General features: G+C 62.3%; 28 protein-coding genes, 1 tRNA gene and 1 other RNA gene. 25 read left to right on the top strand and 5 right to left on the bottom strand.

All coding sequences use genetic code 11. The features are described from left to right. Positions 1-71 precede the first annotated feature (71 nt). The 15 genes from ACNAOH_RS02150 (at position 72) to ACNAOH_RS02080 (ending at position 11,218) form a co-directional block, all read left to right on the top strand. Positions 72-437 carry a response regulator gene (locus ACNAOH_RS02150; protein WP_443971136.1) on the top strand — a complete coding sequence of 122 codons (366 nt, stop codon included), beginning with the start codon at positions 72-74 and terminating at the stop codon, positions 435-437. 88 nt (positions 438-525) lie between these two features. Next, positions 526-1,611, top strand: coding sequence for a chemotaxis protein CheB (locus tag ACNAOH_RS02145; protein WP_443971135.1), 1,086 nt, complete (start codon positions 526-528; stop codon positions 1,609-1,611). Then, complete coding sequence (locus ACNAOH_RS02140) at positions 1,608-2,450, top strand: CheR family methyltransferase (protein ID WP_443971134.1); 843 nt, start codon at positions 1,608-1,610, stop codon at positions 2,448-2,450. The genes ACNAOH_RS02145 and ACNAOH_RS02140 overlap by 4 nt, the downstream gene beginning before the upstream one ends. 108 nt (positions 2,451-2,558) lie before the next feature. Next, positions 2,559-3,242: an N-acetylmuramoyl-L-alanine amidase gene (locus ACNAOH_RS02135; protein ID WP_443971133.1), complete on the top strand. Its 684-nt coding sequence runs from the start codon at positions 2,559-2,561 to the stop codon at positions 3,240-3,242. Between the two features lie 2 nt (positions 3,243-3,244). Continuing rightward, positions 3,245-3,376, top strand: coding sequence for a hypothetical protein (locus tag ACNAOH_RS02130; protein WP_443971132.1), 132 nt, complete (start codon positions 3,245-3,247; stop codon positions 3,374-3,376). 43 nt (positions 3,377-3,419) lie between these two features. Then, an RNA gene (gene rnpB, locus ACNAOH_RS02125) (RNase P RNA component class A) lies at positions 3,420-3,835 on the top strand. 48 nt (positions 3,836-3,883) lie between these two features. After that, positions 3,884-4,420, top strand: a complete 537-nt coding sequence (locus ACNAOH_RS02120; RefSeq protein ID WP_443971131.1) for a J domain-containing protein — start codon at positions 3,884-3,886, stop codon at positions 4,418-4,420. After that, on the top strand, positions 4,417-4,722 hold the full coding sequence (locus ACNAOH_RS02115) for a (2Fe-2S) ferredoxin domain-containing protein (protein WP_443971130.1): 306 nt from the start codon (positions 4,417-4,419) through the stop codon (positions 4,720-4,722). The genes ACNAOH_RS02120 and ACNAOH_RS02115 overlap by 4 nt, the downstream gene beginning before the upstream one ends. 6 nt (positions 4,723-4,728) lie before the next feature. After that, positions 4,729-4,929, top strand: a complete 201-nt coding sequence (locus ACNAOH_RS02110; RefSeq protein ID WP_443971129.1) for a hypothetical protein — start codon at positions 4,729-4,731, stop codon at positions 4,927-4,929. A 105-nt stretch (positions 4,930-5,034) separates the two neighbouring features. Further along, the gene (locus ACNAOH_RS02105; RefSeq protein WP_443971128.1) at positions 5,035-6,189 is read left to right on the top strand and encodes an acyl-CoA dehydrogenase family protein; all 1,155 of its coding nucleotides are present in this window, start codon (positions 5,035-5,037) and stop codon (positions 6,187-6,189) included. Continuing rightward, complete coding sequence (locus tag ACNAOH_RS02100) at positions 6,186-6,446, top strand: hypothetical protein (RefSeq protein WP_443971127.1); 261 nt, start codon at positions 6,186-6,188, stop codon at positions 6,444-6,446. Before ACNAOH_RS02105 ends, ACNAOH_RS02100 begins: the two co-directional genes overlap by 4 nt. After that, positions 6,443-8,044: a carboxyl transferase domain-containing protein gene (locus ACNAOH_RS02095; RefSeq protein WP_443971126.1), complete on the top strand. Its 1,602-nt coding sequence runs from the start codon at positions 6,443-6,445 to the stop codon at positions 8,042-8,044. The genes ACNAOH_RS02100 and ACNAOH_RS02095 overlap by 4 nt, the downstream gene beginning before the upstream one ends. Further along, positions 8,041-9,927 carry an ATP-binding protein gene (locus ACNAOH_RS02090; RefSeq protein ID WP_443971125.1) on the top strand — a complete coding sequence of 629 codons (1,887 nt, stop codon included), beginning with the start codon at positions 8,041-8,043 and terminating at the stop codon, positions 9,925-9,927. The genes ACNAOH_RS02095 and ACNAOH_RS02090 overlap by 4 nt, the downstream gene beginning before the upstream one ends. After that, positions 9,924-10,376: a MaoC family dehydratase gene (locus ACNAOH_RS02085; protein ID WP_443971124.1), complete on the top strand. Its 453-nt coding sequence runs from the start codon at positions 9,924-9,926 to the stop codon at positions 10,374-10,376. The genes ACNAOH_RS02090 and ACNAOH_RS02085 overlap by 4 nt, the downstream gene beginning before the upstream one ends. After that, entirely contained in the window at positions 10,373-11,218 is an 846-nt protein-coding gene (locus ACNAOH_RS02080; protein ID WP_443971123.1) for an HpcH/HpaI aldolase/citrate lyase family protein, read from the top strand. Before ACNAOH_RS02085 ends, ACNAOH_RS02080 begins: the two co-directional genes overlap by 4 nt. A 45-nt stretch (positions 11,219-11,263) precedes the next feature. Here ACNAOH_RS02080 and ACNAOH_RS02075 read toward each other — a convergent pair whose 3' ends face one another. After that, a complete protein-coding gene (locus ACNAOH_RS02075; RefSeq protein WP_443971122.1) occupies positions 11,264-13,558 on the bottom strand; it encodes a CDC48 family AAA ATPase in 2,295 nt (764 codons plus the stop codon). A 184-nt stretch (positions 13,559-13,742) separates the two neighbouring features. Between ACNAOH_RS02075 and ACNAOH_RS02070 the strand changes: the two genes are divergently transcribed. The 6 genes from ACNAOH_RS02070 (at position 13,743) to ACNAOH_RS02045 (ending at position 18,219) form a co-directional block, all read left to right on the top strand. Beyond that, positions 13,743-14,624: a LysR substrate-binding domain-containing protein gene (locus ACNAOH_RS02070; RefSeq protein ID WP_443971121.1), complete on the top strand. Its 882-nt coding sequence runs from the start codon at positions 13,743-13,745 to the stop codon at positions 14,622-14,624. Positions 14,625-14,702: 78 nt separating this feature from the next. Beyond that, on the top strand, positions 14,703-15,101 hold the full coding sequence (locus tag ACNAOH_RS02065) for a response regulator (protein ID WP_443971120.1): 399 nt from the start codon (positions 14,703-14,705) through the stop codon (positions 15,099-15,101). An 8-nt stretch (positions 15,102-15,109) separates the two neighbouring features. Beyond that, entirely contained in the window at positions 15,110-15,433 is a 324-nt protein-coding gene (locus tag ACNAOH_RS02060; protein WP_443971119.1) for a hypothetical protein, read from the top strand. A gap of 147 nt (positions 15,434-15,580) precedes the next feature. Next, entirely contained in the window at positions 15,581-16,189 is a 609-nt protein-coding gene (locus ACNAOH_RS02055; RefSeq protein ID WP_443971118.1) for a class I SAM-dependent methyltransferase, read from the top strand. Positions 16,190-16,243: 54 nt separating this feature from the next. Continuing rightward, positions 16,244-17,452, top strand: a complete 1,209-nt coding sequence (locus ACNAOH_RS02050; RefSeq protein ID WP_443971117.1) for an FAD-dependent monooxygenase — start codon at positions 16,244-16,246, stop codon at positions 17,450-17,452. Between the two features lie 5 nt (positions 17,453-17,457). Then, on the top strand, positions 17,458-18,219 hold the full coding sequence (locus tag ACNAOH_RS02045) for a TSUP family transporter (RefSeq protein ID WP_443971116.1): 762 nt from the start codon (positions 17,458-17,460) through the stop codon (positions 18,217-18,219). Positions 18,220-18,252: 33 nt separating this feature from the next. Here ACNAOH_RS02045 and ACNAOH_RS02040 read toward each other — a convergent pair whose 3' ends face one another. Together ACNAOH_RS02040 and ACNAOH_RS02035 are read right to left on the bottom strand one after the other, a co-directional pair. Continuing rightward, the gene (locus tag ACNAOH_RS02040) at positions 18,253-18,864 is read right to left on the bottom strand and encodes an LON peptidase substrate-binding domain-containing protein (protein ID WP_443972026.1); all 612 of its coding nucleotides are present in this window, start codon (positions 18,862-18,864) and stop codon (positions 18,253-18,255) included. A 17-nt stretch (positions 18,865-18,881) separates the two neighbouring features. Beyond that, entirely contained in the window at positions 18,882-19,793 is a 912-nt protein-coding gene (locus ACNAOH_RS02035) for a tetratricopeptide repeat protein (protein WP_443971115.1), read from the bottom strand. Between the two features lie 185 nt (positions 19,794-19,978). Here ACNAOH_RS02035 and ACNAOH_RS02030 point away from each other — a divergent pair. After that, positions 19,979-20,053 (top strand) — tRNA-Gly (locus ACNAOH_RS02030). A gap of 88 nt (positions 20,054-20,141) precedes the next feature. Here ACNAOH_RS02030 and ACNAOH_RS02025 read toward each other — a convergent pair. After that, positions 20,142-20,372 carry a hypothetical protein gene (locus ACNAOH_RS02025; protein ID WP_443971114.1) on the bottom strand — a complete coding sequence of 77 codons (231 nt, stop codon included), beginning with the start codon at positions 20,370-20,372 and terminating at the stop codon, positions 20,142-20,144. Positions 20,373-20,535: 163 nt separating this feature from the next. Here ACNAOH_RS02025 and ACNAOH_RS02020 point away from each other — a divergent pair, with 163 nt between their 5' ends. Genes ACNAOH_RS02020 through ACNAOH_RS02010 form a run of 3 tightly spaced genes read left to right on the top strand, consistent with a single transcriptional unit; the run spans position 20,536 to position 26,331 of the window. Next, complete coding sequence (locus ACNAOH_RS02020; protein WP_443971113.1) at positions 20,536-21,276, top strand: ImuA family protein; 741 nt, start codon at positions 20,536-20,538, stop codon at positions 21,274-21,276. After that, positions 21,191-23,038: a DUF6504 family protein gene (locus ACNAOH_RS02015; RefSeq protein ID WP_443971112.1), complete on the top strand. Its 1,848-nt coding sequence runs from the start codon at positions 21,191-21,193 to the stop codon at positions 23,036-23,038. Before ACNAOH_RS02020 ends, ACNAOH_RS02015 begins: the two co-directional genes overlap by 86 nt. Then, positions 23,035-26,331 (top strand): error-prone DNA polymerase, encoded by a 3,297-nt coding sequence (locus ACNAOH_RS02010; protein WP_443971111.1) that lies wholly within the window; start codon positions 23,035-23,037, stop codon positions 26,329-26,331. Before ACNAOH_RS02015 ends, ACNAOH_RS02010 begins: the two co-directional genes overlap by 4 nt. An 18-nt stretch (positions 26,332-26,349) precedes the next feature. Here ACNAOH_RS02010 and cobU read toward each other — a convergent pair whose 3' ends face one another. Beyond that, on the bottom strand, positions 26,350-26,874 hold the full coding sequence (gene cobU / locus ACNAOH_RS02005) for a bifunctional adenosylcobinamide kinase/adenosylcobinamide-phosphate guanylyltransferase (RefSeq protein ID WP_443971110.1): 525 nt from the start codon (positions 26,872-26,874) through the stop codon (positions 26,350-26,352). Between the last annotated feature and the right edge of the window lie 44 nt (positions 26,875-26,918).

The raw sequence follows: 26,918 nt of genomic DNA, 5'->3' as shown, positions 1-26,918 counted from the left end.
ATCCCTCACACAACTCCGCTACTCCCGGAGCCGATAAGCATTTTCAGATAATCATTCTCAAGGGTCTCCTGATGCCGAACTGCCTTGTTGTCGATGATTCGAAAGTGATCCGGAAAGTGGCTCGGCATATTCTGGAGTCGCTCGCCATTGAGGTGAGCGAGGCCCAGGATGGGCGCGAGGCGCTCGACATGTGTGACGTGCGCACGCCGGACGTGGTGCTTCTGGACTGGAACATGCCGATCATGAACGGGCTGGAATTCCTGCGGGAGCTGTCCCGCCTCAATCTCGATGAATTGCCCAAGGTCATTTTCTGCACGACCGAAAACGACGTCGAGCACATCCGGGCTGCAGTGAACGCAGGTGCGGACGAATATGTGATGAAGCCGTTCGATCGGGAAACGCTGGAGAGCAAATTGCAGATTGTCGGCGTGCTGTAACGCAAACGATGAGCGACGTCGCCAGTTCCGCCGGCCGCGGGAGCTGGGACTGAGCGGGGCGGCCAAAAGTGGGTGAGTAGGGAGCGATTTGAACGCGTTGCTGTATACGCCAGAGATGAAAATGCGAGAGGCCGCAGAACCAGCCCGCGTCCTGATCGTCGATGATTCCGTCGTCGTTCGTCGAATCATCTCGCGAGCGCTTGCGGACGATCCGCGCTTCATCGTTTGCGGTGCGGTCTCCAGCGCGGCGCAGGCGCTTGGTTTCCTGGAGCAGACACCCGTCGACCTCATCCTGCTGGATGTCGAGATGGCGGGCGAGAGCGGGCTTGCCGTTCTCCCCCGGCTGCTCGCGCAGGATCGAAGTATCAGGGTTGTCATTCTCTCTGGCATGTATCGTGAAGGAAGCGAGGCGGCACTGCGCGCCCTTGCCATCGGCGCGAGCGATGTGGTCGCCAAGCCGCGCGCCGGACATTTCAGCACCGAGTTCGTGGACACGCTCGTCGAGCGGCTTCTCCTGCTTGTACCGGGAGATACCCGGACCGGGCCAACAACACCGCGAACGGCTGCAGTCAAGCCGCGCCTGCTGCCCCTGGGAGGGCAGGTGCGCGCGATTGGAATTGGCGGATCGACGGGCGGGATCGGTGCCGTGATGAGCGTACTCGCCGGATTGCCCGCGCGAATCGGGGTCCCCGTTTTCATTACGCAGCACTTGCCACCCAATTTTCAGGCACTCTTTGCCAGCCAGATTGCCAAGGTGGCCCCGCTTGAAGTGACGTGTGCGGAAGATCGCGCGCTCGTGCGGCCTGATACGATCTATGTGGCGACGGGCGAAGCGCATCTTACCGTGGAGCGATCGGCTGATGGGCAGGTGCGGATCGCCTATTCGCTCGAGGCGACTGCGCATGCCGCATTCCCGTCCGTCGATCCCATGCTGGGGAGCCTGGGGAAGGTCTATGGACAGGGCGCGTGCGGTATCCTGCTCTCGGGTATGGGGCGCGATGGTCTCGCCGGTGCTACACATCTGGTCGGGGCCGGGGGCTGGATCATGGCTCAGGACGAGGAGTCGAGTTCCGTTTGGGGGATGCCGGGCAGCGTCGCCAAGGCTGGGCTGGTGAGCGCCGTGGACAAGCCGGCGGAGATCGCCGCGCTCCTTTGCAGGCATCTTCCGCAATGATCGGTCGCTCCGACCATGCTCTCCGCGCGCTGGCTGAGTTGCTGACCAGCGAAACCGGACAGGAGATCGCGCAGAGCAGGGTCTGGCGGATCGAAACAGCGCTCCGGCCGCTGATGAAGGAACTTGGGCTGGCGGATCTGCCTCAGCTTGTTGAGCGGATCAATGCCGGCGGGGATCGATCGGTCAGAGTGCGGGCCGTTGATGCGATGCTGAATCACGAGACCTCCTTCTTTCGTGATCTGCCCGTGTTTCAGGCGCTTGAGCATGACATTCTGCCTGCGCTGCGAGACGAGGCGAAGAACAAGTCCCTGCGCATCTGGAGCGTCGGCTGCTCCACGGGCATGGAGCCATACTCCGTCGCGATGATGATCATGCGTATGGGCGCACTCTGGAATGGCTGGAAAATATCTATTGTCGCCACCGATGTCTCGCCCTTGTCCATAGACAATGCGCGCAAAGGCCGGTTTGCGCAGATGGAGGTGCAGCGCGGGCTTTCCATCGATGATCTGCTCCGCTGGTTCGAGCCGACGGGGGAGGAGTGGGAGATCGCAGCGGAAATCCGCAAGATGGTGCATTTCCAGACCGACGATATTCTCCGTCCCACGCTTCCGCCGGAGCCCTTCGATCTCATTTTGTGCCGCAATGTGATGCTGTATTTCCCGGAGGCCGCGCGCGTGAAAGCATGCGCCAATCTGGAGCGCTATGCGAAGCCGGGCGCCTATCTCGTGCTGGGAGCCGGAGAGACGCTGGTGGGATGCCGAAGTGCATTCTCGCTGAATGCGGATATGCGCTGCGCATATCGCGCGGAACCTGCGGCGCTGTTGCGGCAGGCGAGCTGACTCGTCCCGATGGGGGCTGGCGCGCGAAGCCATTGATCGCCAGCGCCAATGCTCTAGGATTGCGTAAAGAGCACCTTTGCTCAACGCGGGATAAGCAACGAAACTCAGATGATCGAGACGCCGTCGCCCAATTTCGATGAGCGTAGCCTGCCTGTTTCCGTGCTGGTTCTGCATTATACCGGAATGCCCGACGCGGCATCCGCGATCAGCTGGCTCGCCAATCCGGAGTCGAAGGTTTCCGCCCATTATGTCGTGACCGAGGACGGGCAGGTCGTGCGGATGGTCGACGAGAGCAAGCGGGCCTGGCACGCGGGGAAGTCCTACTGGCGCGGGATGACGGACATCAACTCCGCCAGCATCGGCATTGAGATCGTCAATCCCGGCCATGAGTGGGGATATCGGCCTTTCCCCGACTCCCAACTCGGCGCGCTCATTCCGCTCGTGCACGATATCAAGGAGCGATACGGGATCACGCGAGGCAATGTCGTCGGCCACTCAGATGTAGCCCCGGCCCGCAAGCTCGATCCGGGCGAACTTTTCCCCTGGGATAAGCTGGCCCGGCTCCGCCTCGCGCTGCCCCGGCCGACACGGAACCTCATGGACCCGCACTGGTCGGACGGGGGCTTCATGCTTGCGCTCGAGCGGTTTGGCTATGACATTACCGAGCCGCAGGCCGCGGTGATGGCGTTCCAGCGGCGCTTCCGTCCGGAACTGATCGATGGCGTGATCGATGGCGAATGCCGGGCGATTTTGCTCGCGCTTCTGCTGCCCCGACCGCGCGGCAACGACTGAGCATGGCAAAAGACGACGAGGAGCGCGCCGGCGGCGGCAACTGGCTACGTGAGCGATCTGGCGTGGTCATTGGCATAGTCGGGCTTTTCGCCTGGTTCGCGTTGCTCTGGTTCATGTTCGGAGATGTGCTCTGATCGCGGGATGACATGGGAAATTTCCCGCCCTATATCGGGCCGGCTAGGCGGCCGGGCGATCGCGGCGGGTGTAAGCCCGGCGAGGAAAGTCCGGGCTCCATGAAACGGCGGTGCCGGATAACGTCCGGCGGTCTCGGCGAGAGCCGGGATCAGGGAAAGTGCCACAGAGACAAGATCACGACAGGCTTCGGCCCCGTGAACAGTGAAAGGGTGCGGTAAGAGCGCACCGCGCCCCCGGCAACGGCGGGCGGCCAGGTAAACCCCACCGGGAGCAAGACCGAATAGGGGCGGCGCGCGGACTTATGTTCGCTAGGCTTGTTTCAGCCGAGACCGTCCGGGTTGGTTGCTTGAGGCGCGCAGCAATGCGCGTCCTAGAGGAATGATCGCCCATCCGTCCGTGCGTCCACTCGTGGATACGGCGGCGGTGGACAGAACCCGGCTTACAGGCCGCCTGGCATTTTTGATGACGCTATGCGTGAGCGGCGCAATGGGATTAGAACAGGCCTGATGGCTGGACAGAGACGGAATAACGACTGGGGTTTCCCTCGCTGGAGGAGCTACGGCGCGTCACGCGAAGCGCAGGCTGTGCGTCTGTGCGACCGGCATGGCTGCGATCAACCAGGAAACTGCCCGGCGCCCAAATCGCCCAATAGCCCGGAGCGCTGGTATTTCTGCCAGGACCATGCCGCTGAGTATAATCGCGGATGGGATTATTTTCAGGGCTTGGATGAGGAAGAGCGCAACCGCCGAATGCATGACGAGCAGCGCGATGCCTCCGGCTACAAGACCAGCGCCCATCATCAATGGGCGGGGCCGGGCGACGGCACGCGTTCACGCGACGAGATGCGTGCGCTCGATGTGCTGGGTCTGGAAAGCGACGCTGATTTTGAGGCAGTGAAGAAGGCCTATCGGGGTCTCGCCAAAGAACTGCATCCGGATGTGCGACCGGGCGATGCCGCCTCCGCCGAACGTTTTCAGGCAGTGCAGGTCGCCTATGATGTGCTGCGGACCGCCGAGGAGCGGCGCACGTGGAAGCCCGCTTGACCACCCGCAAGGTCCGTTCGCGCTGGTCGGGCACGGTGCTCGTCTGCCGCAAATGCTCGAAGAAGCTGGGCGGCGGCTTCGGGCCGGATGGCAAACGACCGCTGGCTAAGGCCCTTCGCAAGCATCTGGCGCTTGGCAAGGGGCCAAAGGCGAAGGCTGGGATCATCGAGGTCTCCTGCCTCGATATCTGCCCCAAGCGTGCCGTTACCGTGGTGGATACCCGTCACCCCGACCAGTGGCTGATCGTGCGGCCCGGCGCCAATCTCGATGCGCTTGCGCACGAAATCGGCCTCAAGGACTGAGCCCGGATGCGCAGTACTTCTGACCATGTGACGGTTCGGCTTTATCATCTATCCGACAGCGAGGGCGGCGGCGCGGAGACGCTCATGTACGGAACGTTGGCGGACGCCCTGAGAATGGCGGCCGCACAGCCAGAGGACATCCAGGCAGGATTGTTCATCGCGACGGATAATGATGTGGTCGCCTATCTTGACCTGACTGACGAATAGAAATTACACTCTCCGGTAACAAAATTACCCGGCATAGTCAGGTTCGGCTTTTCCGCTCATGATGCGTTGTTGTATCGTTCGCGGGAAAGAAGGCAGGAGAGCGATATGGAAGGGCTGGACTTCGGCCTTGGCGAAACCGCCGACATGATCCGGGATACGGTCCGACGTTTCGCGGACGAACGGATCGCGCCGCTGGCTCGTCGGATCGACGCGGAAGACTGGTTCCCACAGGATCTCTGGCCGGAAATGGGCGCTCTCGGCCTGCATGGCATTACGGTGCCCGAAGCGGACGGCGGCCTTGGCCTTGGCTATCTTGAGCACGTCCTCGCCTGCGAGGAGATTTCGCGGGCGTCCGGCTCCGTGGGGCTCTCCTATGGCGCGCACTCCAATCTGTGCGTAAACCAGATCGCCCGCTGGGCCAGCCCTGAGCAAAAAGCGAAATATCTGCCGGGTCTCATCTCCGGCGCGCATGTCGGATCACTGGCCATGTCAGAGGCGGGGGCAGGCTCCGATGTGGTCTCGATGAAGCTCGCCGCCCGGCGGTTCGACGATGGCTGGGTACTCAACGGCACGAAATATTGGATCACCAATGCCCCTTACGCACAGACGCTGGTGGTCTATGCCCGGACGGATCGCGACGCCGGCTCAAAGGGTATCACCACCTTCCTCATCGAAAAGGGAACGCCGGGATTCTCGATCGGCCAGAAGATCGAGAAGATGGGGATGCGTGGCTCCCCCACGGCCGAACTGGTGTTCGACAATTGCTTCGTGCCGGATGCCAATGTGATGGGCGGCGTGGGCAACGGCGCGGCGGTTCTGATGAGCGGGCTTGACTATGAACGCACGGTTCTCGCAGGGGTCCAGCTTGGCATCATGGCCGCGTGCCTCGATGTGGTCTTGCCTTATGTTCGGGAGCGCAAGCAGTTCGGCAAGCCCATCGGCGCCTTTCAGCTCATGCAAGCCAAGGTGGCGGACATGTATGTCGCGCTGAACTCCGCCCGCGCTTATGTCTATGCCGTTGCGAAGAGTTGCGATGCGGGGCGCACCACGCGCTTCGATGCGGCGGGCGCTATCCTATTGGCCAGCGAGAATGCGGTGAAGGTGGCGCTGGAGGCCGTGCAGGCGCTGGGTGGCGCAGGCTACACCACGGACTGGCCAGTCGAGCGCTACATGCGCGACGCCAAGCTGCTGGATATCGGTGCCGGAACCAACGAGATCCGCCGGATGCTGATTGGCCGGGAACTGGTCGGCGCGGCATGAGCGACTTTATCCTCACGGCGTTGCAATATTATGGCGCAGGCGTGGCCGTGCTCGCTGCACTGATTGTCGCGCTGGATCTTGGACGGCGGATCACTGGCTGGGCCTTCGTGCTCTTCGTCACCAGTTCGCTCGCGCTCATTGCCTGGGGTTTTCTGGCGGAAGACAGCGAAGGGATCGGCTGGCAGAATATCGCACTGCTGGCGATTAACGCTGCCGGCGTCTATCGCTATCTCATCCGCAAGAAGGAGCCGGCATGAGCGGGCCTGTTCTCACGACCGCCGTCGATGTGGAGAGCGAGACCTTCCGTGCCCGCGCCGCGCATAATTGGGCCTTGCGCGATCGTCTTCATGCGGATGTGGCGCAGGCCGCGCTTGGCGGGCCGGAGGGGTCGCGCGAAAGGCAGATCGCGCGCGGTAAGCTGCTCCCTCGCGAGCGGGTCGAGCGCCTGCTCGATCCCGGATCGCCCTTTCTCGAAATCGGACAGTTGGCGGCGAACGGCCTATATAAGGACGAGGTCCCGGGCGCGGGCGTGATTGCCGGTATCGGTCGCGTGTCTGGCCGGCAGGTGATGATCGTCTGCAATGATGCGACGGTGAAGGGCGGAACTTACTATCCGCTGACCGTGAAGAAGCATTTGCGCGCGCAGGAGATCGCGCAGGAGAACCGGCTGCCCTGCATCTATCTCGTGGATAGTGGCGGCGCCAATCTGCCGCACCAGAGCGAAGTCTTCCCGGACAAGGAGCATTTCGGCCGTATCTTCTTCAATCAGGCGAATATGTCGGCGCTTGGTATCCCGCAGATCGCCTGTGTGATGGGAAGCTGCACGGCGGGCGGCGCCTATGTGCCGGCGATGTCTGACGAAACGGTCATTGTGCGCGGGCAGGGGACGATCTTCCTTGCCGGCCCGCCGCTGGTGAAGGCGGCGACAGGCGAGGAAATCACTGCCGAGGAGTTGGGCGGCGGTGAGCTTCATGCCCGCAAGTCCGGCGTGGTCGATCATCTCGCCGAGAATGACGCACATGCGCTGACGATCGTTCGGGATATCGTGAGCCATCTGCCTACTTATCGCACGCCCGACGTCGCGCTTGTTGATCCCCGCCCGCCGCGCTTCGCTGCAGAGGAGCTTTACGGCATCATCCCCGAAGATGTCCGTGCGCCCTACGATGTGCATGACGTGATCGCCCGCATTGTGGATGGTAGCGAATTCCACGAGTTCAAGGCGCTGTATGGCAGTACGCTCGTCTGCGGCTTTGCCCATATCTGGGGCATGCCGGTTGCGATCCTCGCTAATAACGGCGTGCTGTTCAGCGAAAGCGCGCAGAAAGGCGCGCATTTCATTGAACTCGCCTGCCAGCGACGTATCCCGCTGCTGTTCCTGCAGAACATCTCCGGCTTCATGGTGGGTGGCAAATATGAAGCGGAAGGCATTGCAAAGCACGGCGCAAAGCTGGTGACGGCAGTGGCGACAGCGCAAGTGCCCAAGGTCACGGTGCTGATCGGCGGATCGTTCGGCGCGGGCAATTACGGCATGTGCGGCCGTGCCTATGGCCCGCGCTTCCTTTTTTCATGGCCCAACAGCCGGATCAGCGTGATGGGCGGGGAACAGGCCGCCTCTGTGCTCGCCACTGTCCACCGCTACGCGGAAACATGGACACCGGAGCAGGCCGAAGCGTTCAAGGCGCCAATCCGCGAAAAATACGAGGATGAAGGCAATCCCTGGCATGCCACGGCGCGATTGTGGGACGACGGCATCATCGACCCCGCCCAGACCCGCGACGTGCTCGGCCTCGCCTTCGCGGCCTGTCTCAACGCGCCGATCCCGGAGGCGCCCCGCTTCGGGGTGTTCCGGATGTGATCTCCTCTCTTCTCATTGCCAATCGCGGCGAGATTGCCTGCCGGATCATCCGCACCGCAAGGGCGATGGGTATCCGCACCATCGCGATCTATTCCGATGCGGACGCGAAGGCGCTGCATGTTCGCCAAGCTGACGAGGCCGTGCATATCGGGCCATCGCCAGCGCGGCAGAGCTATCTGGCGGGCGAGAAGATCATCGCCGCCGCGCTCGCGACGGGTGCGGAGGCGATCCACCCCGGCTATGGCTTTCTCAGCGAGAATGCCGATTTCGCGCAGGCGGTGATGGATGCCGGCCTCATCTGGGTCGGCGCCACGCCCCGCAGCATTCGCGCCATGGGCCTTAAGGACGCGGCAAAATCGCTGATGCAGGCGGCCGGCGTGCCGGTGACGCCGGGTTATCTGGGTGAGGACCAGTCTTCCGAGCGCCTGAAGGCTGAGGCCGATCTGATTGGCTATCCGTTGCTTATCAAGGCGATCGCCGGAGGCGGTGGCAAGGGTATGCGCCGGGTCGACGAGCCCGCCGATTTTCTTGATGCGCTGACCTCCTGCAAACGTGAGGCGGAGGCGTCCTTCAGCGACGACCGGGTGCTGATCGAGAAATATATCCTCTCGCCGCGCCATATCGAGGTGCAGGTCTTTGGCGATGCCCACGGCAACATCGTCCACCTGTTCGAGCGGGACTGTTCGCTTCAGCGCCGCCATCAGAAGGTGATCGAGGAGGCGCCTGCGCCGGGGGTGACGGAGTTCACCCGCACCGCGATCTGCGACATTGCCGTGCGCGCGGCCAGAGCCGTGAACTATGTCGGGGCGGGGACGGTGGAGTTCATCGCCGACGGTTCGGCCGGATATATCAAGCCCGACAGCATCTGGTTCATGGAAATGAACACGCGGCTACAGGTCGAGCATCCCGTAACCGAGGAAATCACAGGGCAGGATCTCGTGGAGTGGCAGCTCCGTGTCGCCAGCGGCGAGCGGCTACCTAAGCGGCAGGATGAACTCTCGATCAACGGTCATGCTGTCGAAGCGCGGCTCTATGCGGAGGATCCGGCCACGGGCTTTCTTCCGAGCACCGGGCGGCTTGAGCATTTCTCTCTGGTGAAGAACTGGAATGAACGTGTCGAAACGGGCGTGGAGCCGGGCGATGCAATCTCACCCTTCTACGATCCGATGATCGCCAAACTGATTGGAACCGGGGTCGATCGCGACGCCGCGATCGAGAGCCTTGGCGGCCTGTGCCGTTCGGTAGAAGTCTGGCCGGTCAGGACTAACGCCGGCTTTCTTGCCCGCCTGCTCGACGAAGAGGCTTTTCGGGCGGGTAATATCACGACGGGATATATTGCTGAGCATGTCGATGCGCTGGCCACCAAACCCCCGCCAACCCTGTTGCGCGCTGCGGCCGAGGAATTGATCGGCCCCGTGGTTCAGGCTGTGGCGAAGGACTTGCGGGGTTTTCGGATGAACGGCGCCCCGATCACGAATGGAAACTTCGTTCTTGATGGAGAAGAGCGAACCTTGTCGCTTTCCCAGCCCGGCGAAGATGCGTTTTTTGGCCATATCAAGGATGGCGACGCACTGGTGTTTTTCGAGAGCGGCGAGGCCTATCGACTGGCATTGCCGCAGGAGCGCGGGGCGGGCGGTGAAAGCACCGCTTCCGGCGCTATTCTTGCGCCCATGCCTGGCCGCATCATTGCCGTGGAGGTGAGCGAGGGGCAGGCCGTAGTAAAAGGGCAGAAGCTGCTCACTCTGGAAGCCATGAAGATGGAGCACACACTGACAGCCCCGTTCGACGGCATAGTGTCTGAGCTTTTGGCGGAAGTCGGCGCACAGGTTCAGGTGGAGGCACTGCTCGTGCGGATCGAGCCTGTAGGAGGGGGCGAGGCATGACGGCCCGTTATTTCGAAGACTGGACCGCCGGCGATCACATTGCCCATCCCATTCGCCGGACAGTGACGGAGACGGACAATCTCCTCTGGTCGACCATGACGCATAACCCCCAGCCGCTGCACATTGATGCCGAGGCTGCGAAGGCGAGCGAGTTCGGTCAAATCCTCGTGAACGGGACTTTCACCTTCAGCCTGATGGTGGGGCTGACGGTGGCGGAAACCACGCTCGGCACGCTGGTCGCCAATCTCGGCTACGACAAACTTGTCATGCCCGCGCCGGTCTTCATCGGCGATACTCTGCGCGCCGAGACCGAGGTGATAGAGCTGAGGGAAAGCAAGTCGCGGCCCAATGCCGGTGTCGTCACATTCGGCCACCGGATGCACAATCAGCGGGACGAAGTTGTTTGCTCGTGCCTGCGCACCGCTCTCATCCTGAAGCGGCCCGTATGAAGGGCTGGCGTTCGCTACTTTTCGTTCCAGGCGACCGCCCCGAGCGGTTCGCCAAGGCAGCGGCAAGCGGCGCGGACGCGATCATTCTCGACCTGGAGGATTCTGTCGTACCCGAGCGCAAGCCCCTTGCTCGCGAGGCAGTGAGCGACTGGCTGCAGGGGGAGCGCCTATGTCGCACTCTCGTTCGTGTAAACGCTCTGGCGAGTGACCAGATCGAGGATGACCTGACAGGCCTGTGCGATGCCAAGCCGGACGGGCTGATGCTCCCAAAGGCGGAAGGCGCGGCGTCGGTCGCCGCGCTCTGTGGGCTTTGGGGGGAGGAGGCTCCGCCCATTCTGCCCATCGCGACGGAGACGCCTGATGCAGTCTTCGAACTGGGAACATATCGTAATTGCGCCGGGCGCCTCGCAGGCCTCACATGGGGAGCGGAAGATCTGCCGGCGGCAATTGGCGCGATCAGTTCGCGAGAGCCCAGTGGGGCCTTCACGCCGCCTTATGAGATGCTGCGAAGCATGGCGTTGTTCGCTGCTCATGCGGCGGGGGTGGCGGCCATAGAAACGGTTTATCCCGACATTGCGGATCTCACCGGTTTGGTCGACTACGTGGCACGCGCGCGGCGGGATGGCTTCACCGGCATGATGGCGATCCACCCGGCGCAGGTCGGTGTCATAAACCGGGGCTTTGCGCCGTCCGAAGAGGAGGTCGCTCGGGCACAGGCAGTCATAGAAGCGTTTGAGCGCAATCCGGGGGCAGGGGCTCTCCGCATCGACGGACATATGGTCGATGCGCCGCATCTGAAACATGCTCGGCGGATTCTTGAGGCAGCGCGCGCGGACATCTGAAAAATGGCCGGACTGGTTTCAGTCCGGCCACCTAAAAACTACTGGCTACTTTTTGGTCGCTGCCGGCGGTGAGGGCACCACAAAGCCAAGTGGCGTGGTCGCGAGCGCCTTTTGGCGGATCGTGGCCTCGATGCTCGCATATTCCGCTTCCATCTCCTCCGTCACGGACGCGCGCGTGTCCTTCAGCGCGGCGCGGAAGTGCGCCATCGAGACCTCGCGGACCTCAAGCGATTCGCGCAGGGCGTTGAGGCCCGCCCGGCGCACGAGATCCTCAAGGTCGGCTCCCGTGAAGCGCCGCGTTTCTCCGGCGAGCTCATCCAGATCGACATCCGCGGCCAGCGGCATCTTTGCGGTGTGGATCGCCAGAATGCGGCGCCTGCCGCTTTCTCCCGGCACGGTAACATAGACCAGTTCATCGAAGCGACCCGGACGGAGCAACGCAGGGTCGATAAGATTCGGGCGATTGGTGGCGCCGATCACCACCACCGATTGCAGCTCTTCCAGCCCATCCATCTCTGCCAATATGGTGTTGACGACTCGTTCCGTCACTTGCGGTTCGCCCATCCCCGCACCGCGAGCGGGCACGAGACTGTCCAACTCGTCGATGAAGATCACGCACGGCGCGACCTGACGGGCACGCGCGAAGAGCCGGGCGATCTGCTGTTCGCTCTCGCCATACCATTTTGAGAGAAGATCGCTCGACTTGGTGGCAATGAAATTCGCCTGCGCCTCACGTGCCACCGCCTTGGCGAGCAGTGTCTTGCCCGTGCCGGGAGGTCCATAGAGCAGGAAGCCCTTGGCTGGCCGAATCCCGATGCGGCGAAACGCATCCGGATCCTTGAGCGGTAGTTCGATGCCCTCTTGCAAACGCCGCCGGGCGTCGTCGAGCCCGCCAATATCGTTCCAGCTGACATTGGGCGCCTGCACCATCACTTCTCGCATGGCGGAAGGCTGCACGCGCTTGAGAGCAGCAAGGAAATCCTCTCGCGTTACGCTCAGTTCATCGAGAACCTGCTGCGGGATCGTCCCTTCCTCCAGGTTGAGGCGGGGCATGATCCGCCGCACCGCATCGATGGCGGCCTCACGGGTGAGGGCAGCCATATCCGCGCCGACGAAGCCGTAGGTCATCCGGGCGAGTTCGGAGAGATCGACGGCAGGATCGAGCGGCATGCCACGTGTGTGGATGCCCAGAATTTCCTTTCGGCCGCGTTCGTCTGGAACCCCCACAATGATCTCGCGATCGAACCGGCCGGGGCGGCGAAGCGCTTCGTCGATCGCCTCCGGGCGATTGGTGGCGGCAATGACGACGAGATTGGCGCGACTTTCCAGGCCGTCCATGAGCGTCAGCAGCTGCGCGACGAGACGTTTCTCCGTCTCGCCCTGAACCTGCCCGCGCTTGGGCGCGATCGAATCGATCTCGTCGATGAAGAGGATCGACGGCTGGGACTTCATTGCTTCGTCGAAAATCTCGCGCAGCTTCTTCTCGCTCTCCCCATAGGCAGAGCCGACGATCTCCGGACCGTTGATCAGAAAGAAGGCCGCGTCGCTCTCATTGGCGACTGCGCGGGCAAGGCGGGTCTTGCCGGTGCCTGGCGGGCCGTGCAGCAACACGCCGCGCGGCGGATCGACGCCGAGACGCTGGAAAAGCTCGGGATAGCGAAGCGGCAGCTCCACCATCTCGCGAAGCTGGTCGATCGTGTCCGCCATTCCGCCTATGTCATCATAGGTGACATCGGCCCGACGCGAATCGCGCGCTTCCTCATATTCCGGCCGCAGTTCCACCTCGGTGGATGCATCGATGTGAACGATGCCGCGCGGAGTTGCCGAGACGACGATGAGCCGGATCTCCTGTAGAGCATAAGCTGGCGCCGCGAGCATCTGCCGCAGGTTGGGTGGCATATCGCCCCGGTTGACCTGCTGCTGGCCGGCCGTGGCGACGACATCCCCGGCCACCATCGGCCGCCCCGCAAAGACGCGCTTCAGCGCATCTGGGTGACCAGAAAGCCTCAGATTTTCCTGCGCGGGGGCGAGCACAACCCGCTGGGCAGGCCGCGACTCCGCCTTGGTCACGGTGACAAAGTCGCCCGAGCCGACTCCGGCATTGGCACGCTGCAGGCCATCCAGGCGCAGCACGTCCAGCCCCTCATCTTCGGGATAGGAGAGGACGACGCGGGAGGCCGTGGTTCGCTTGCCAGCGATTTCGACGACGTCACCTTCGATGAAGCCCAATTCGGCCATGACGGCACGGGGAAGGCGCGCAATGCCGCGTCCGCTGTCCTCGGGCCGCGCATTCGCCACCTGAATTTTGCGCGTTTTGCTCAGGGTTTCCGTGTCGGCCAAGGCCCGCTCCTCTGATATTCGGCGGTGCTCTTCCGACCGCATGCCGAGGAAAGATAGGTGCTTCCTCAGCGATGGCAATCGCTCGCGACGCACTGATCAGCGTGACATGTCTGAAACGACTGGCGAAATCCGTTCGGCTGAGGCAGTATTGTGCAGTGCAACCAACTGGAGGATGCTGACGCCCATGCGCAGATTGCCGCCTCTGACGGCTCTTGAAGCGTTTGTGCAGGTTGCACGGACGGGATCGGTGAAAGGCGCCGCGGAAGAGCTCGCGCTCTCCACCCCGGCGCTGAGTCGCCGCATTCAGGCGCTGGAGCGCTATCTTGGAATGCTGCTCTTCGACCGGAAGCATCAGCAGCTTGAACTCAATCATGACGGTCAGCGCCTGCTGGCCGAGATCGCGCCGGCACTCGATGCTTTGGGCGCGGCAGTCGAGACGATGACCGGGCCGCAGCGGCAGATGCGGGTGAGACTCAGCGTCTTGCCGCTTTTCGCGAGCCAGCGGCTCCTGCCAAGGCTCGGCGAACTGCGTGCCGCTCATCCGGGCATCCACTTGGATATCGATACCAACTCGAACGCCACGGCGCGCCTGGGCGACGGCATCGACGCGGCAATCGTCGTTGCGACAGATGTTGACCCGTCCTTCTATGCCCAGCAGCTGGACGACGACCAGATTTTTCTCATCGCAGCGCGCGATCGGCTGCACGGGCCACGAGCCATCAGAGAGCCGCAGGACATTTCCCGAGAGACAGTGCTGATCCACCGCGAGATGGCGACCAACTTCGACCGGTGGAAGCGGGCTTTCGACGTGCCGGATCTCCAGCCGGCCGCTATAGATTATTATGACAGCGGACCGCTGATGCTGGAGGCAGCTGCGCAGGGCCTAGGCATCGCCGTGATGCTGGGGCGGCACCTGGAACATGCGCAAGACCCGCGCATCGGGCGGCTTTTCGACTATAAGCGCGTCCCCAGTCCGTATCGCTATTTCTTCGTCTGCCGGCAACGGGCGCTCGAACAGCGCCCGCTCAAGATCTTCCACGACTGGTTGATCGCGGCCGAAATCTGATTCGGCCGTGACGGCATTGAACCATTTCTAAACCTCGATGGCGCTATTCCTGTCCTGGAGAGTGTCGGCCCATCCGGCATGAACGTGGAGGCAGGCGGGCGGGTGACTGGCGGAATCAGTATTCTGACTGTCGATGACAGCCGCTCAATGCGGGCGTTGCTTCGCGCGACTTTGCTTGGTGCCGGCTTCGAGGTGACCGAGGCGCAGGACGGCGAGGAGGCGCTCGACCGGCTTTCGGAGCGCGAGTTCGATCTGGTTATCACGGATATCAACATGCCCAAGCTCGACGGCTTCGGCCTCATCGAAAGATTGCGCGGGGAGGGCGTTCACCATGTCGACCGTCCCATTCTGGTCCTGTCGACCGAAAACGGGCCGGAGAAGAAAGCGCGCGCGCGGGATGCGGGCGCCACGGGCTGGGTGGTCAAACCCTTCGATCCCGCGAAGCTTGTGGCCGCAGTTCGCCGAGTCACGCACTGACCCGCAGCATGAGCCAGACGTCACCACAAAAGGACGTGGTCGTTCCGTTCGAGCCGTCGTGCGCGCCCAAGGAAGTGAACATGAACCGCCTGATCGCCGACGAGATGGACCTGGCCCGCGATGCGCTCGAAAGCGTCATCGCCGTGCTCTGCGAAGACAATGAGATGATCGAGCGGCACCACACCACGCTGCAGGCGATCGACGAAATCAGCCAGCGACATGAGAACCTCGCCCGGCTTCTTCGGTCTACTCGGCCGGATGAAGACGTAGCCTCGATTTCGCTCGATAGCTTACGGGTTAGATTGATGTCGGCGAGAGGCGTGGTCCGCTAGTCACGTGCCAAGACCTCTCCATTCTGGCCGGCGTGGAGCGGCTGATGAGGGATAAGGAAATGCGTCCCTTTGGCATTTCCTCTTTTCTATCTGCGGCCGGCCATTTAGGGATTGCGCCGGTCAAGTCTGACGTATCTGTTTGAGGTTATGCACCAGCACTGCTCCGCCACTGCCCAACGGCCCTCGCGCGCGTCAGATTATGTCCGGTTCCTGCACGCCTGGGTCCGCCGGCCTCGTCAGAACGGCTCGATCGTTCCCAGCAGCCAATATCTTGGCCGCATGATGGCCGCGCAGATTGATCCCGGCGCGGGTCGGGTGATGGAGCTTGGCGGTGGCACCGGTGCGCTCACCCGGGAAATACTGGCGACAGGGCTTCCCGCCGACCAGCTGGAGATCGTGGAGATAAACGCGGAGTTTGCGCGTGATCTGCGGCGCGATTTTCCCGGAACGACCGTTCTGGAAACGCCGGCTCAGGCAATTTGCACGCAGGCAGCGGGGGGCGCTGGCGGGTATCAGGCAATCATTTCCGGCTTGCCGATGCTTGCGATGAGCAAGTCACTTCAGCGCGCGATCTTGGCAGAGGCGTTCAAGCTGCTGATGCCGGGCGGGGTGCTTGTGCAGTTCACTTATTCGCTCCGTCCGCCGATTGCGCGCGAGGTCTACGAGTCTCTCGATCTGGATGTGCGGAGGGTTGGGCATATCGTGCGCAATTTCCCTCCCGCGACGGTATTCCGTTTTTCGCGCAACGCAGAGTGATCGCCATCTGCCGGACGCTTCCCTCGGCTCGTCAACTCGCCTAGGACCGTCCACATGAAGCATGTCGATGTTCTCATTTCCGGTGGCGGACTTGTTGGCCTGACGCTCGGCATAGCGCTGGCGCGCCACGGTGCGACGGTCGCGGTCGTCGATCCCGCACTTCCGGCCGATACGCTCGCTCACGGGTTCGATGGGCGCGTCTCGGCGATCGCAAGCGCCAGCTGGCGGATGTTCGAAGCGCTCGGCATCGCGGAGCATCTGGCTGGGAAAACCTGCCCAATAGACCGCATCTGGGTAAGCGAAGGGCTGGGGCCGGGTGCCCTCGATTTCGCGCCGGACCCTGACGACGGGGCGCTTGGCCGGATGGTTGAGAATCGGGAACTGCGCCGGGCTATCGACGCGGCGGCGACGGGCATCGACGGACTTACCCGTTTCCAGCCGAACCGGATCGTGCAGGCGAAGCGTGGACCCTATCGCGTCACCGCGACGCTTGCCGGTGGGGAAGAGATTTCCGCCAGCCTTCTTGTGGCGGCGGAAGGTCGCAATAGCCCCACGCGCGAATTGGCCGGCATAACAGTGGCGAAATGGTCCTATCCCCAGCGTGCGCTGGTGACGGCGATCAATCATGGGCGGTCGCACGGTAACACGGCCTATGAGATATTCTATCCGGGCGGACCTTTCGCGCTGCTGCCGATGCAGCCGGGCACCCGGTCCGCCATCGTGTGGACCGTGCCTGAGCGCCATGCCGGGGCAATGCTGAAATTGTCCGAGACTGCGTGGCTCGCCGAGGCAGAGAAGCGGATGGGCGATTTTCTGGGACGGATCAGCCTTGCCGCCCCGATGCAGAGCTATCCGCTCGGTTATCATCGCGCCGCAAGGATCGTGGATGACCGGCTCGCGCTGGTAGGGGATGCGGCACATGCCATCCATCCCATAGCGGGGCAGGGCGTGAACCTGGGCTATCGTGATGCAGCAGCGCTGGCCGAGGTGATCGTGGAAGGCATGCGTATGGGACTTGAGCCCGGCGACGCACAGCTTCTCACGCGTTATCAGCGCTGGCGGGCGCTGGACGCGACCAGTGTCACGCTGATGATGGATGGGTTGGTGCGTCTTTTCGACGTGCCGGGCCGACTGCCGTCTCGCGTACGGGCGCTGGGACTGGGGGCAGTGCAGCGGATCGGGCCACTCAAGCGCCAGTTCATGTCCGAAGCGCGCGGCGAGAGCGGTCCACGCCCCCGCCTGTTACTCGGTTATCCGATCTGAGCAGTGTGACGCTCGGGATCGAGAGCTATGTCTGGCTGACCGCAGCTGCGATGCTTGCGGGCTTCATCGATTCCATCGCCGGTGGCGGTGGGCTAATCACTGTGCCCGCTTTGTTGGCGAGCGGATTGCCTCCGGTCAATGCGTTGGCGACCAATAAGCTGCAGTCGGTGTTTTCGGTGGCCACGGCATTCTGGCGATACCTGCGTATGGGGTTGATCGATGTGCGGCGCTATATGGGCGTGACAGCATTCATCTTCGTCTGCGCAATGGCTGGAGCTTGGGTCCTCCAGCGCATCCCCGCCGACGCGCTGGGCAAAGTGATGCCGGTGCTCATCATCTGCGTCGTCGCCTATATGGTTCTTTCGCCTCGCATGACCGACGATGATTCCCGCGCGAGGCTGGGCCTTAAAGGATACGCGCCGGTGGGCGGCGCAATTGGCTTTTATGACGGATTTTTTGGTCCGGGCGCCGGCAGCTTTTTCACGACGAGCCTTGTTGCGCTCAAGGGCATGGGCCTGCGCCGGGCGGCCGCCCATACCAAACTTTTCAATCTGGCGAGCAATGCTGCAGGCGTCCTGCTCTTCGTTGCGTCCGGCAAGACGCTCTGGCTGCTGGGCTTCATCATGGCCCTCGGCTCGATGAGCGGCGCATGGATCGGCTCGCATCTGGCGATCAGGCACGGAGCCAAGGTGATCCGGCCGCTGCTTATTTTCGTGTCACTCGCGCTCACTGCGCGGCTGGCATGGCAAAACTTCGGGCCGGGTTGATCCAGTCAGGCCAGACCATAATCGTGTGAGAGTCTACTGAAGTGTGGCGGAGCCGGCGCTGTCACCGCGCCCGTAGAACTGCATGAGCTGAACAGCCATGGCGCAACGCTCCGTCAGTAGATTCGCTTCGAGCAGGGCCTGTTTCGCGGCGACGTCGAAAGGAGCGATCTGAGCGATAGCATTGACCAGCGTTTCATCGTCAAGCCGCGTCACGGCCTCCCATTCCACCTGATAACCAAGATGCTCGGCGAATTGCTGCGCCTCGATCTCCAGACCGGCGCGCTCCGTTGCGGAAAGGAAGCCAGGATCGTCCTCTGCCGGACTGAGCGGTTCCGCTTCCACCTGTCGGAAAGGAGTCGTGACTTCAAGCTCGCGAACGACGCGAAAGCGCGCCTCACCGGCCAGAATGATATTGAAACGGCCGTCTTCCAGCGCTTCCACCTCGGCAATCCGACCGATGCAGCCCATGCTGAAGAGTGCCGGAGGATCCTCATTGTCGCTGGGCTGGATCATGCCAATCCGCTGATCCTTGGCCATGACTTCGCTGATCATAGCCCGATAGCGCGGCTCGAAGATATGGAGCGGCAGGTGCATGCGCGGAAACAGGATCGCGCCACCAAGGGGAAAGACGGGAAGACGACGGATAACGCAGCTCCGCTAGGTCAGCCGAAGAGAATCGCCGAGAGGCGCCGGCGCTGTGCGGACACCCACGGATCTTCCAGACCCACCACCTCGAAGAGCTGCAGAAGCTGATTGCGGGCTTTGCTGTCTTCCCAGTCGCGATCCTGCCTGATGATCTCCAGGAGTGCGTCAGCCGCACCATCGCGGTCCCCCGCAGCCATCAACGCCCCGGCGAGCTCGAAACGGGCTTCATGATCGTCAGGATTGGCGGCAACACGGCTCTGAAGTGGCGCGAGGTGGGCAGCGGGCACTGCCGCGCGGGCGAGGGCAATCGCCGCACGCGCGCGCTCGATCGCAGGATCCTTGGCGAGGTCGGTGGGAAGAGCACCGAGGAGCGCTTCTGCCTCGTCTTCGCGGCCCAGCGCCGCAAGCGCGCGAATCTGCCCGCCCACCACCTGGGCATTATCTGGCGCCATGTCACTCAGCTGCCTGAAAATGCTCAGAGCGCGCTCATGGTCGCCAGTTGCCAATGTCTCTTCACCCATGGCGATCAGCGGCGCGAGATCCTCTGCAGCACGGCTTGCCTCGCTCTCGATGGGCAACTGCGCGAGAAGCTGATCGAGCATCTGCCGATACTGGGCTTCGGTTCGCGCTTTTGAGAGGTCTGCGATCGGCTGGCCCTGAAACACTGCATAGACAGTCGGGATCGACTGAACGCGAAACTGGCTCGCGATGAACCCATTCTCGTCAACGTTGATCTTGACCAGCTTGACGCCCTTGTCGGCATATTCATCAGCGATTTTCTCGATGATCGGCGAGAGCTGTTTGCAGGGACCACACCACTCAGCCCAGAAATCCACGAGGATCAGAGCGGTCTGGGATGGATCGACCACATCGCGCCGAAAATCTGCGACGGCCTGCTTCTCCTGCTCGCTAAGGCCTAGCGTGGCCACAACCCTGTCTCCTCGGTTCAAAAAAACGATGTCGTATGCTGCGGCTCAATATGGGGCAGAGGGACCGCGCTTCGCAAGGGCGCTGAGGATTTTGGCAAAATAGAACAAAAGGGACTTGCCGCACTCCGGGTCGGGTGCTAGTGGCCCGCCTCACCCGTCGCCGGGCTAGCCCAGCGACCGCCAGAGCGGGCGTAGCTCAGGGGTAGAGCACAACCTTGCCAAGGTTGGGGTCGAGGGTTCGAATCCCTTCGCCCGCTCCAGTTTTCATCAGAAAACAGCCAGTCTGTGCCGTGTCAGCTTTGGCTGGACGATGTGACTCTGACGCCCCTGATATTCGCCGATTACACGCTAGTCTTCATCCACAATTGGATGATCGAGGCGCACGGTATCGAGCAACTGTTCGATCGCGGCATTTCTTTGCGCGGTGCCGGACGGTGAGACGGACCAGTTGCAGTGACTATGCGTAGCGCGGTCGTGCACCTTCACAGGACCAATCGCCTTGCGCCATTGCTGTTTCGTGCCGCCGTAGGTGCGCACCAAGCGGATGATTAAGAGATCCAGAAGCGCGCTGACGGTCATGCTGAACGTTTTGCAGGGGAGCGCCTTATCCGCAACCGTCAAACCGGCCGCACGACGAATTCTGCGAGCGGCGACCTGCGTCTTATTGGCGCTTTGAAGCGTGTGGTTGACTCAATCAAGGAAAAGAACAAAAAAGGAACAAGCTTCATCGAGTCTCTGTTCCGTGTCCAACGTTCTGGCCCTTTTGCGTGAAACCATTGCCGCGATCGAGGCGGAACGCGCCACGACTCCGTGCCTATCTTTCGGCATCTCAAAGATGGATGCGCGGCTGAGTGACGGAGGATTGCGCATCGACGCCTTGCATGAAGCATGGGCGGGTGAGGCAGATCCGCAGGATGATGCCCCTGCATCGCTTTTCATTGCCGGGATTGCCGCGCGTAACCCCGGCCCGGTTCTTTGGCTTGTTCGCCGTCATAATCTCTTCACGCCCGCCTTGTCGCAGGCAGGACTGGCTCCAGAACGGCTGATATTCGCTGCGGCACGCAATGACGCGGATTTACTGGCCGCAATGGAGGATGCCTTGCGTCATCGGGGCCTTGGCGCAGTTATCGCTGAAGTGGGAAAGGCTTCGCTGACCGCCACCCGACGGCTGCAACTCGCCGCCGAGGGCGGCACGACGATGGCACTTCTTTTCCGTCGCTCCGCCCGGGGCGATGTCGATCCTCTCGCCGAACCATCTGCGGCCAGGACAAAATGGAGGATCAGTGCGGCACCCTCGGCTCCCTTGCCGATGGCAGGGGTGGGCCGCGCGCGCTGGCGAGTGGAGCTCTTGCGACAGCGTGGGGGCGATCCTTTCGAAATGACAGTGGAGGCCTGCGATGAGACGGGTTGCTGCGCTTTGGCTACCGAACTGGTCGATCGACCGGATTCTTCACGCCGAACCAGTTCTCGCGTTGCGGCCTGAGCAGGCTGCAGCCGAACCGGATCTGAGCGATCTTCGCGCCGCAGCACAGGCGGAGAAAGTGCTCCAGTGCGATGCGCCAAGAAATAGCGGGTGGCGCCCTGGTGCGCGCTGGGCGCGTGAAGACGTGAAGAAGCAGGTTGCGAAGCTGCCGCATCATCAAAAGCCGCCGATGCGTCTGCTTGGTCGCTCAAGCGAAGTGAGCGATCCCCCCTTCAAGGAACCGCAAAGGATAACGCGTCCTCCGACTCGCAGGGCGCAATCTCCCACAAGCAATGGCATTGCGCTTGTGACGAGCAGAAAGGTGGCCGCGAAAGTCGAGGTCGCTGCTGCGTCTCCTGCGGCGCAGGCGCTGGGCATCGCATCAGGCATGGCGCTGACACAGGCGCGTGCGCAGGTGCCTCATCTTGTTGTGCGTGATGCCGATCCTCAGGGAGATGCCGCAGAACTTCGCCAACTGGCGGTGTTTCTCGCGACGCGCTGGACGCCGACCGTGGCGCTTTCGGATGCTGACGGATTATTCATGGACTTGACCGGAGTGGCGCATCTGCATGGCGGTGAGCGCCGCATGGCGGACGCGATCTTGAGGCTGCTGTCCCGCCGGAAGATACAGGCCCGGATCGCCGTGGCGGATACAGCGGGAGCGGCCTGGGCGCTTTCCCGGAATGTGGACAGGGTCCACATCTGCGCACCAGGCCGCCATGTGGAGGCATTGTCTCCTTTGCCAGCAGCAGCGCTGCGACTTCCGGATCAAACCCTTTCCCTGTTTCGGCGGCTGGGAATTGTCACAGTGGCAGACGTGGTCGCCTTGCCTCGCGCGCCATTTACCCGAAGGTTTGGGGTCGAAGCAGCCGCCCGGCTCGATCAGGCGCTGGGCTATGTAGCCGAGCCTCTCGATTCCGTCATACCGCCGCGTTCCATTCATATTGCCCAGTCCTTTGCCGAGCCGATTGCCACAGCGGAGGCAATCGATCACTGGCTCGGCCTATTGGTGCCCCGCCTGACGGAGGCTCTGGCTCAGGCGGGGGGCGGCGCTCGTATCTTGCTGCTCGTGGCGGATCGCGTGGACGGGCACCCTCAGATCATTCGCTTGGGCTTCGCGCGAGCCAATCGTGATCCCGCGCATATCCTGCGTCTCATCAGGCGCCGGATTGAGACGATTGATCCGGGCTATGGCATTGATGCCTTGCATCTGCGCGTTCGTGCTTTCGAGAAACTGGACGCGCAACCCTATGACGAGCAACTGGAGGAAAGGGCCGCGGATCTGGGGCCTTTGGTTGACATGCTGGTCAATCGCTCCTTGCAGGTCTGGCGGGATATGCCGGTCGAGAGCGATGTCCCCGAGCGCAGTGTCAGGCGTTGCTCACCCTTGCCCCCGATGGCGCGCCGTGATGCGCCTTTGAAAGCCAGCGACGTGAGATGGCTCGATGGACGTGCTGCGGATCATCCCTGGCATCCATCGCGTCCTCGTCCTGCGCGTCTGTTCCGCTATCCTGAGCGGCTCGATCATGTCATCGCGGATCTGCCCGATCAGCCGCCGCTCCGTTTTACTTGGCGAGGGCAGACTCTCCGCGTTCTGCGGGCGGACGGACCGGAGCGGATTACCGGCGAATGGTGGAAACGGGCAGGCGAACGCGAGGCCATTCGCGATTATTTCCGTGTCGAGGTCGAGGATGGTCGCCGTTTCTGGCTGTTTCGACGAGGGGACGGCGAACGCGCCGAAACCGGCGACCTGAGCTGGTATCTGCACGGTCGGTTCGGATGACCTATAGCGAACTTCAGGTCACAACCCATTTCAGCTTTTTGCGGGGCGCATCCAGCCCTCAGGAGCTCTTCGCGCAGGCGGCGCTGATGGGTATGCCTGCGTTGGGCATTACCGATCGCAACTCAGTGGCAGGGGTCGTGCAGGCGCTTCATGCCGCCGACCAGTTGCGGGACCAGATGTCTACGCCGCCACGTCCGGTCTATGGATGCCGCCTCGATCTGGTCGATGGGGCATCGCTGCTCGTCTGGCCCGAGGATCGCCCCGCCTGGTCACGTCTCACGCGCCTGCTGAGCCTTGGCAAGGGACGGGCCGACGCCCAGCGCGGGGAAAAGGGAAGGTGCTTTCTGCATTGGGATGACGTCGCTACCCACGCCGATGGGTTGGTCGCCGCGCTTGTGCCCGGCCTTAGAGCAGACCCCATCCAACTCGGCTGGATGGCAGAGTTGTTCCCTGAGCGAGGACATGTGTGCCTCACGCACTGGCGGCGCCCCGGTGAAGCATTGCGCCTGCATGAAACCGCGCTGGCTGCACGCGCCTATGGATTGACGCCGCTTGCGACCGGGGATGCGCTTTATCACACCCCCGAACGCCGGATCCTTCAGGATGTCGTGACGGCTATCCGGGAGAAAACCACGATCGACGAACTGGGATTCCGGCGAGAGCGCAATGCGGGGCGCCATCTCCAGCAGTCGGAAAGAATGACCCGGCTGTTCCGCAATCATCCTGATGCTCTGATGGCGGTGGAGGCGATCGTCGAGCGCTGCACCTTCTCGCTACGCGAACTCGAGCACCAATATCCTGACGAGCGTGTGATGTCCTCGCACAGCCCGCAAAAGGCTTTGGAGAAAATGGCTTGGCGCGCACTCAACGCGATGACGCCGGGCAAGCGCCCTGGAGGGAGCTACCGGCGCCTGCTCACCAAAGAACTGAAACTGGTGCGTCACTGGGACTATGCCGCCTATTTTCTGACGGTGCATTCCATCGTCCAGTTCGCGCGCAGCCAGGACATATTATGTCAGGGCAGGGGGTCGGCCGCCAATTCAGTGATCTGCTTCGTGCTGGGCATTACCTCGATCGATCCGGTCAAGCATCAGTTGCTTTTCGAACGCTTCCTTTCCGAAGATCGGCAGGAGCCGCCCGACATCGACGTGGATTTCGAGCATGAGCGGCGAGAGGAAGTGATCCAATGGATCTATGAAAGCTATGGCCGCGATCATGCTGCGCTGACTGCGGTCGTCAGCCGCTTCCGGACCCGAGGGGCAATCCGCGAGGTCGGTAAGGTTATGGGGCTACCGGAGGACATGACCGCCGCGCTGGCGGGACAGGTCTGGGGTTGGTCCAACGACGGCATTCCGGATGATCATGTCGAGGCCTTGCATCTCGACCTGAACGAGCCTCGCCTGGCGCTGACGCTGGAACTGGCGCGCGAACTGGTCGGAACCCCACGCCATCTCTCGCAGCACCCCGGCGGGTTCGTGCTGACGCGGGACGCTCTGGCGGATCTGATCCCGGTGGAGCCTGCGGCAATGATCGACCGGCAGGTCATCGAATGGGAAAAGGAAGATATCGAGTATCTCGGCTTCATGAAGGTCGATATTCTGGGCCTGGGCATGCTGGGCTGCATGCGCCGGGCGTTCGATCTCCTCGCGGAATATAAGGGCGTCAGGCTCAATCTCGCCGACCCGGTCTTGCAAGCCGAAGACGAGGCGACATTCGACATGATGTGCCGTGCGGACACGTTGGGTGTCTTCCAGATCGAAAGCCGTGCGCAAATGTCGATGCTGCCTCGGATGCGTCCGCGCAATTTCTACGACATCGCTATTCAGGTCGCGATAGTGCGGCCCGGCCCGATCCAGGGGGATATGGTCCATCCTTATCTCAAGCGGCGCGAGCAAAGGCGTGAAAACCCCAATATCCGCTTCGAGTATCCGGGTTCAAAGCTCGGGAACGTGCTTGAAAAGACGCTGGGCGTACCGCTCTTCCAAGAGCAGGCCATGCAGGTCGCCATTCTGGGCGCCGGCTTTTCCCCAAATGAGGCGGACAGACTTCGCCGCGCGATGGCCACCTTCAAGATGACAGGTGGCGTGGGGGAGTTTCGGGATCGGCTGATCTCGGGGATGCTGAAGAACAACATTTCCCTCGAATTTGCTGAGCGGCTGGTAAAACAGATCGAGGGTTTCGGTAGCTATGGCTTTCCCGAGAGCCACGCCGCCAGCTTCGCCAAGATCGCTTATGCTTCTTCATGGATGAAGTGCCATCATCCGGACATTTTCTGTGCAGCCCTGCTGAACGCCCAGCCCATGGGCTTTTATGCGCCGGCCCAGATCGTGCGCGATGCACGCGAGCACGGCGTGGAAATACGGCCGGCCTGCATCATCTCGAGCGAATGGGACACCATCATAGAAAGCGTGGATGTTCCGCAGAATGCCTCCCCCAATGAAAAGCCTCCTATCCGGCCGCTTCGCCTTGGTCTGCGCATCGTTACCGGCCTGTCGGCTGAGGAGGCAGGGCGGATTCTTCTGGCGCGCGCGGAACGGCCCTTCCGCGATATCGCCGATCTTTGGCGGCGCTCCGGAGTGAAGACGGCGGCACTGGAAAAGCTGGCACAGGCCGATGCCTTTCATGGCTTAGGACTCGATCGCCGCGCCGCGTTATGGACGATCCGGGGTCTGGGCGAGAAGCCACCGCCATTGCTGGCGCTGCTGGAAACCCACGAGCCATCACCCGTGCTGACTGCGCTGACGGCCGGGCGCGAAGTCGTGGAGGATTATCGCGCGACTCAGCTCAGTTTGCGCGCGCATCCTGTGAGCTTCCTGCGAAGCGAACTGTCGCGACGTGGTGCCGTGCCGTGCGGATCACTGAGCGCTATTAAGGACGGCACGCGCGTCGATCTGGCCGGTATCATTCTCGTTCGCCAGCGTCCGGGATCTGCCAAGGGCGTGCTTTTCCTCACTCTCGAGGATGAGACCGGTATCGCCAACGCGATATTGTGGCCCGATCGCTTTGAGGCGAACCGGCGTGTCGTGATGTCAGCGGCGATGCTGTCGATTACCGGGCGAGTGCAGCGAGAGGGGAGCGTCATTCATGTCATCGTCGATCGATTGAATGATCTGACGCCACTGCTGCGCAAAGTGGGAGAAATGGACCTTCCAAGACTGGTGTCGCGCGGTGACGCCGTGACCTATCCCGGAGCGCCTGACCGGGGGGACGAGGCATGGAAGCCGCAAATAAGGTCAGACTGGCATTGGAAAGACGATGATCTGATCCCGATCAAAAGCCATGATTTTCATTAGGCTACTACATCGAGCCGATCATTGCTGCTTTATCGTGATCGGGTTACCGGCAACGACCAGAACCGTGGCATCGCAAATTGCCGATAGCCTCTGGTTGAGCTGGCCGGCGGCGTCCCGAAATCGCCTCGCGAGCGCGTTGTCGGGCACGATACCATAGCCCACCTCATTGCTGACGAGGATGATCGGCAAGGTCGATTCCCGGATTGCGGTCACCAGCGCATCAACTGCCGTCTCCACATCTTGATCTGACAGCAGAAGATTCGAGAGCCACAGGGTCAGGCAGTCGACAAGCAGGACACCTGATGTCCCCCGATGCTGGAGAATGGTCTCGGCCAGCGCGATGGGCGCCTCGACCGTCCACCAGCTTGAATCGCGATTTGCCTGATGCCGTGCGATCCGTTCGCGCATTTCCGCATCGAAAGCCTGAGCGGTGGCAATGAAAACCCGGCTCTGCGCCATGCGTTCGGCCAGAGCCTGTGCGTGACGGCTCTTGCCGGATCGGGCGCCGCCAAGCACCAATGTCGTTCTTGCCTGCTGCGTCATGAAAGGTCCGACTTGCCGTTTGGCGTCTGAATGGCGATGGCGAG

The sequence above is a fragment of the Sphingobium sp. CR28 genome (genome assembly GCF_052327305.1).
Taxonomy (GTDB): Bacteria; Pseudomonadota; Alphaproteobacteria; order Sphingomonadales; family Sphingomonadaceae; genus Sphingobium.
Note: the sequence above shows the minus strand (reverse complement) of the source record. Positions and strands in the feature narration are given on the sequence as shown.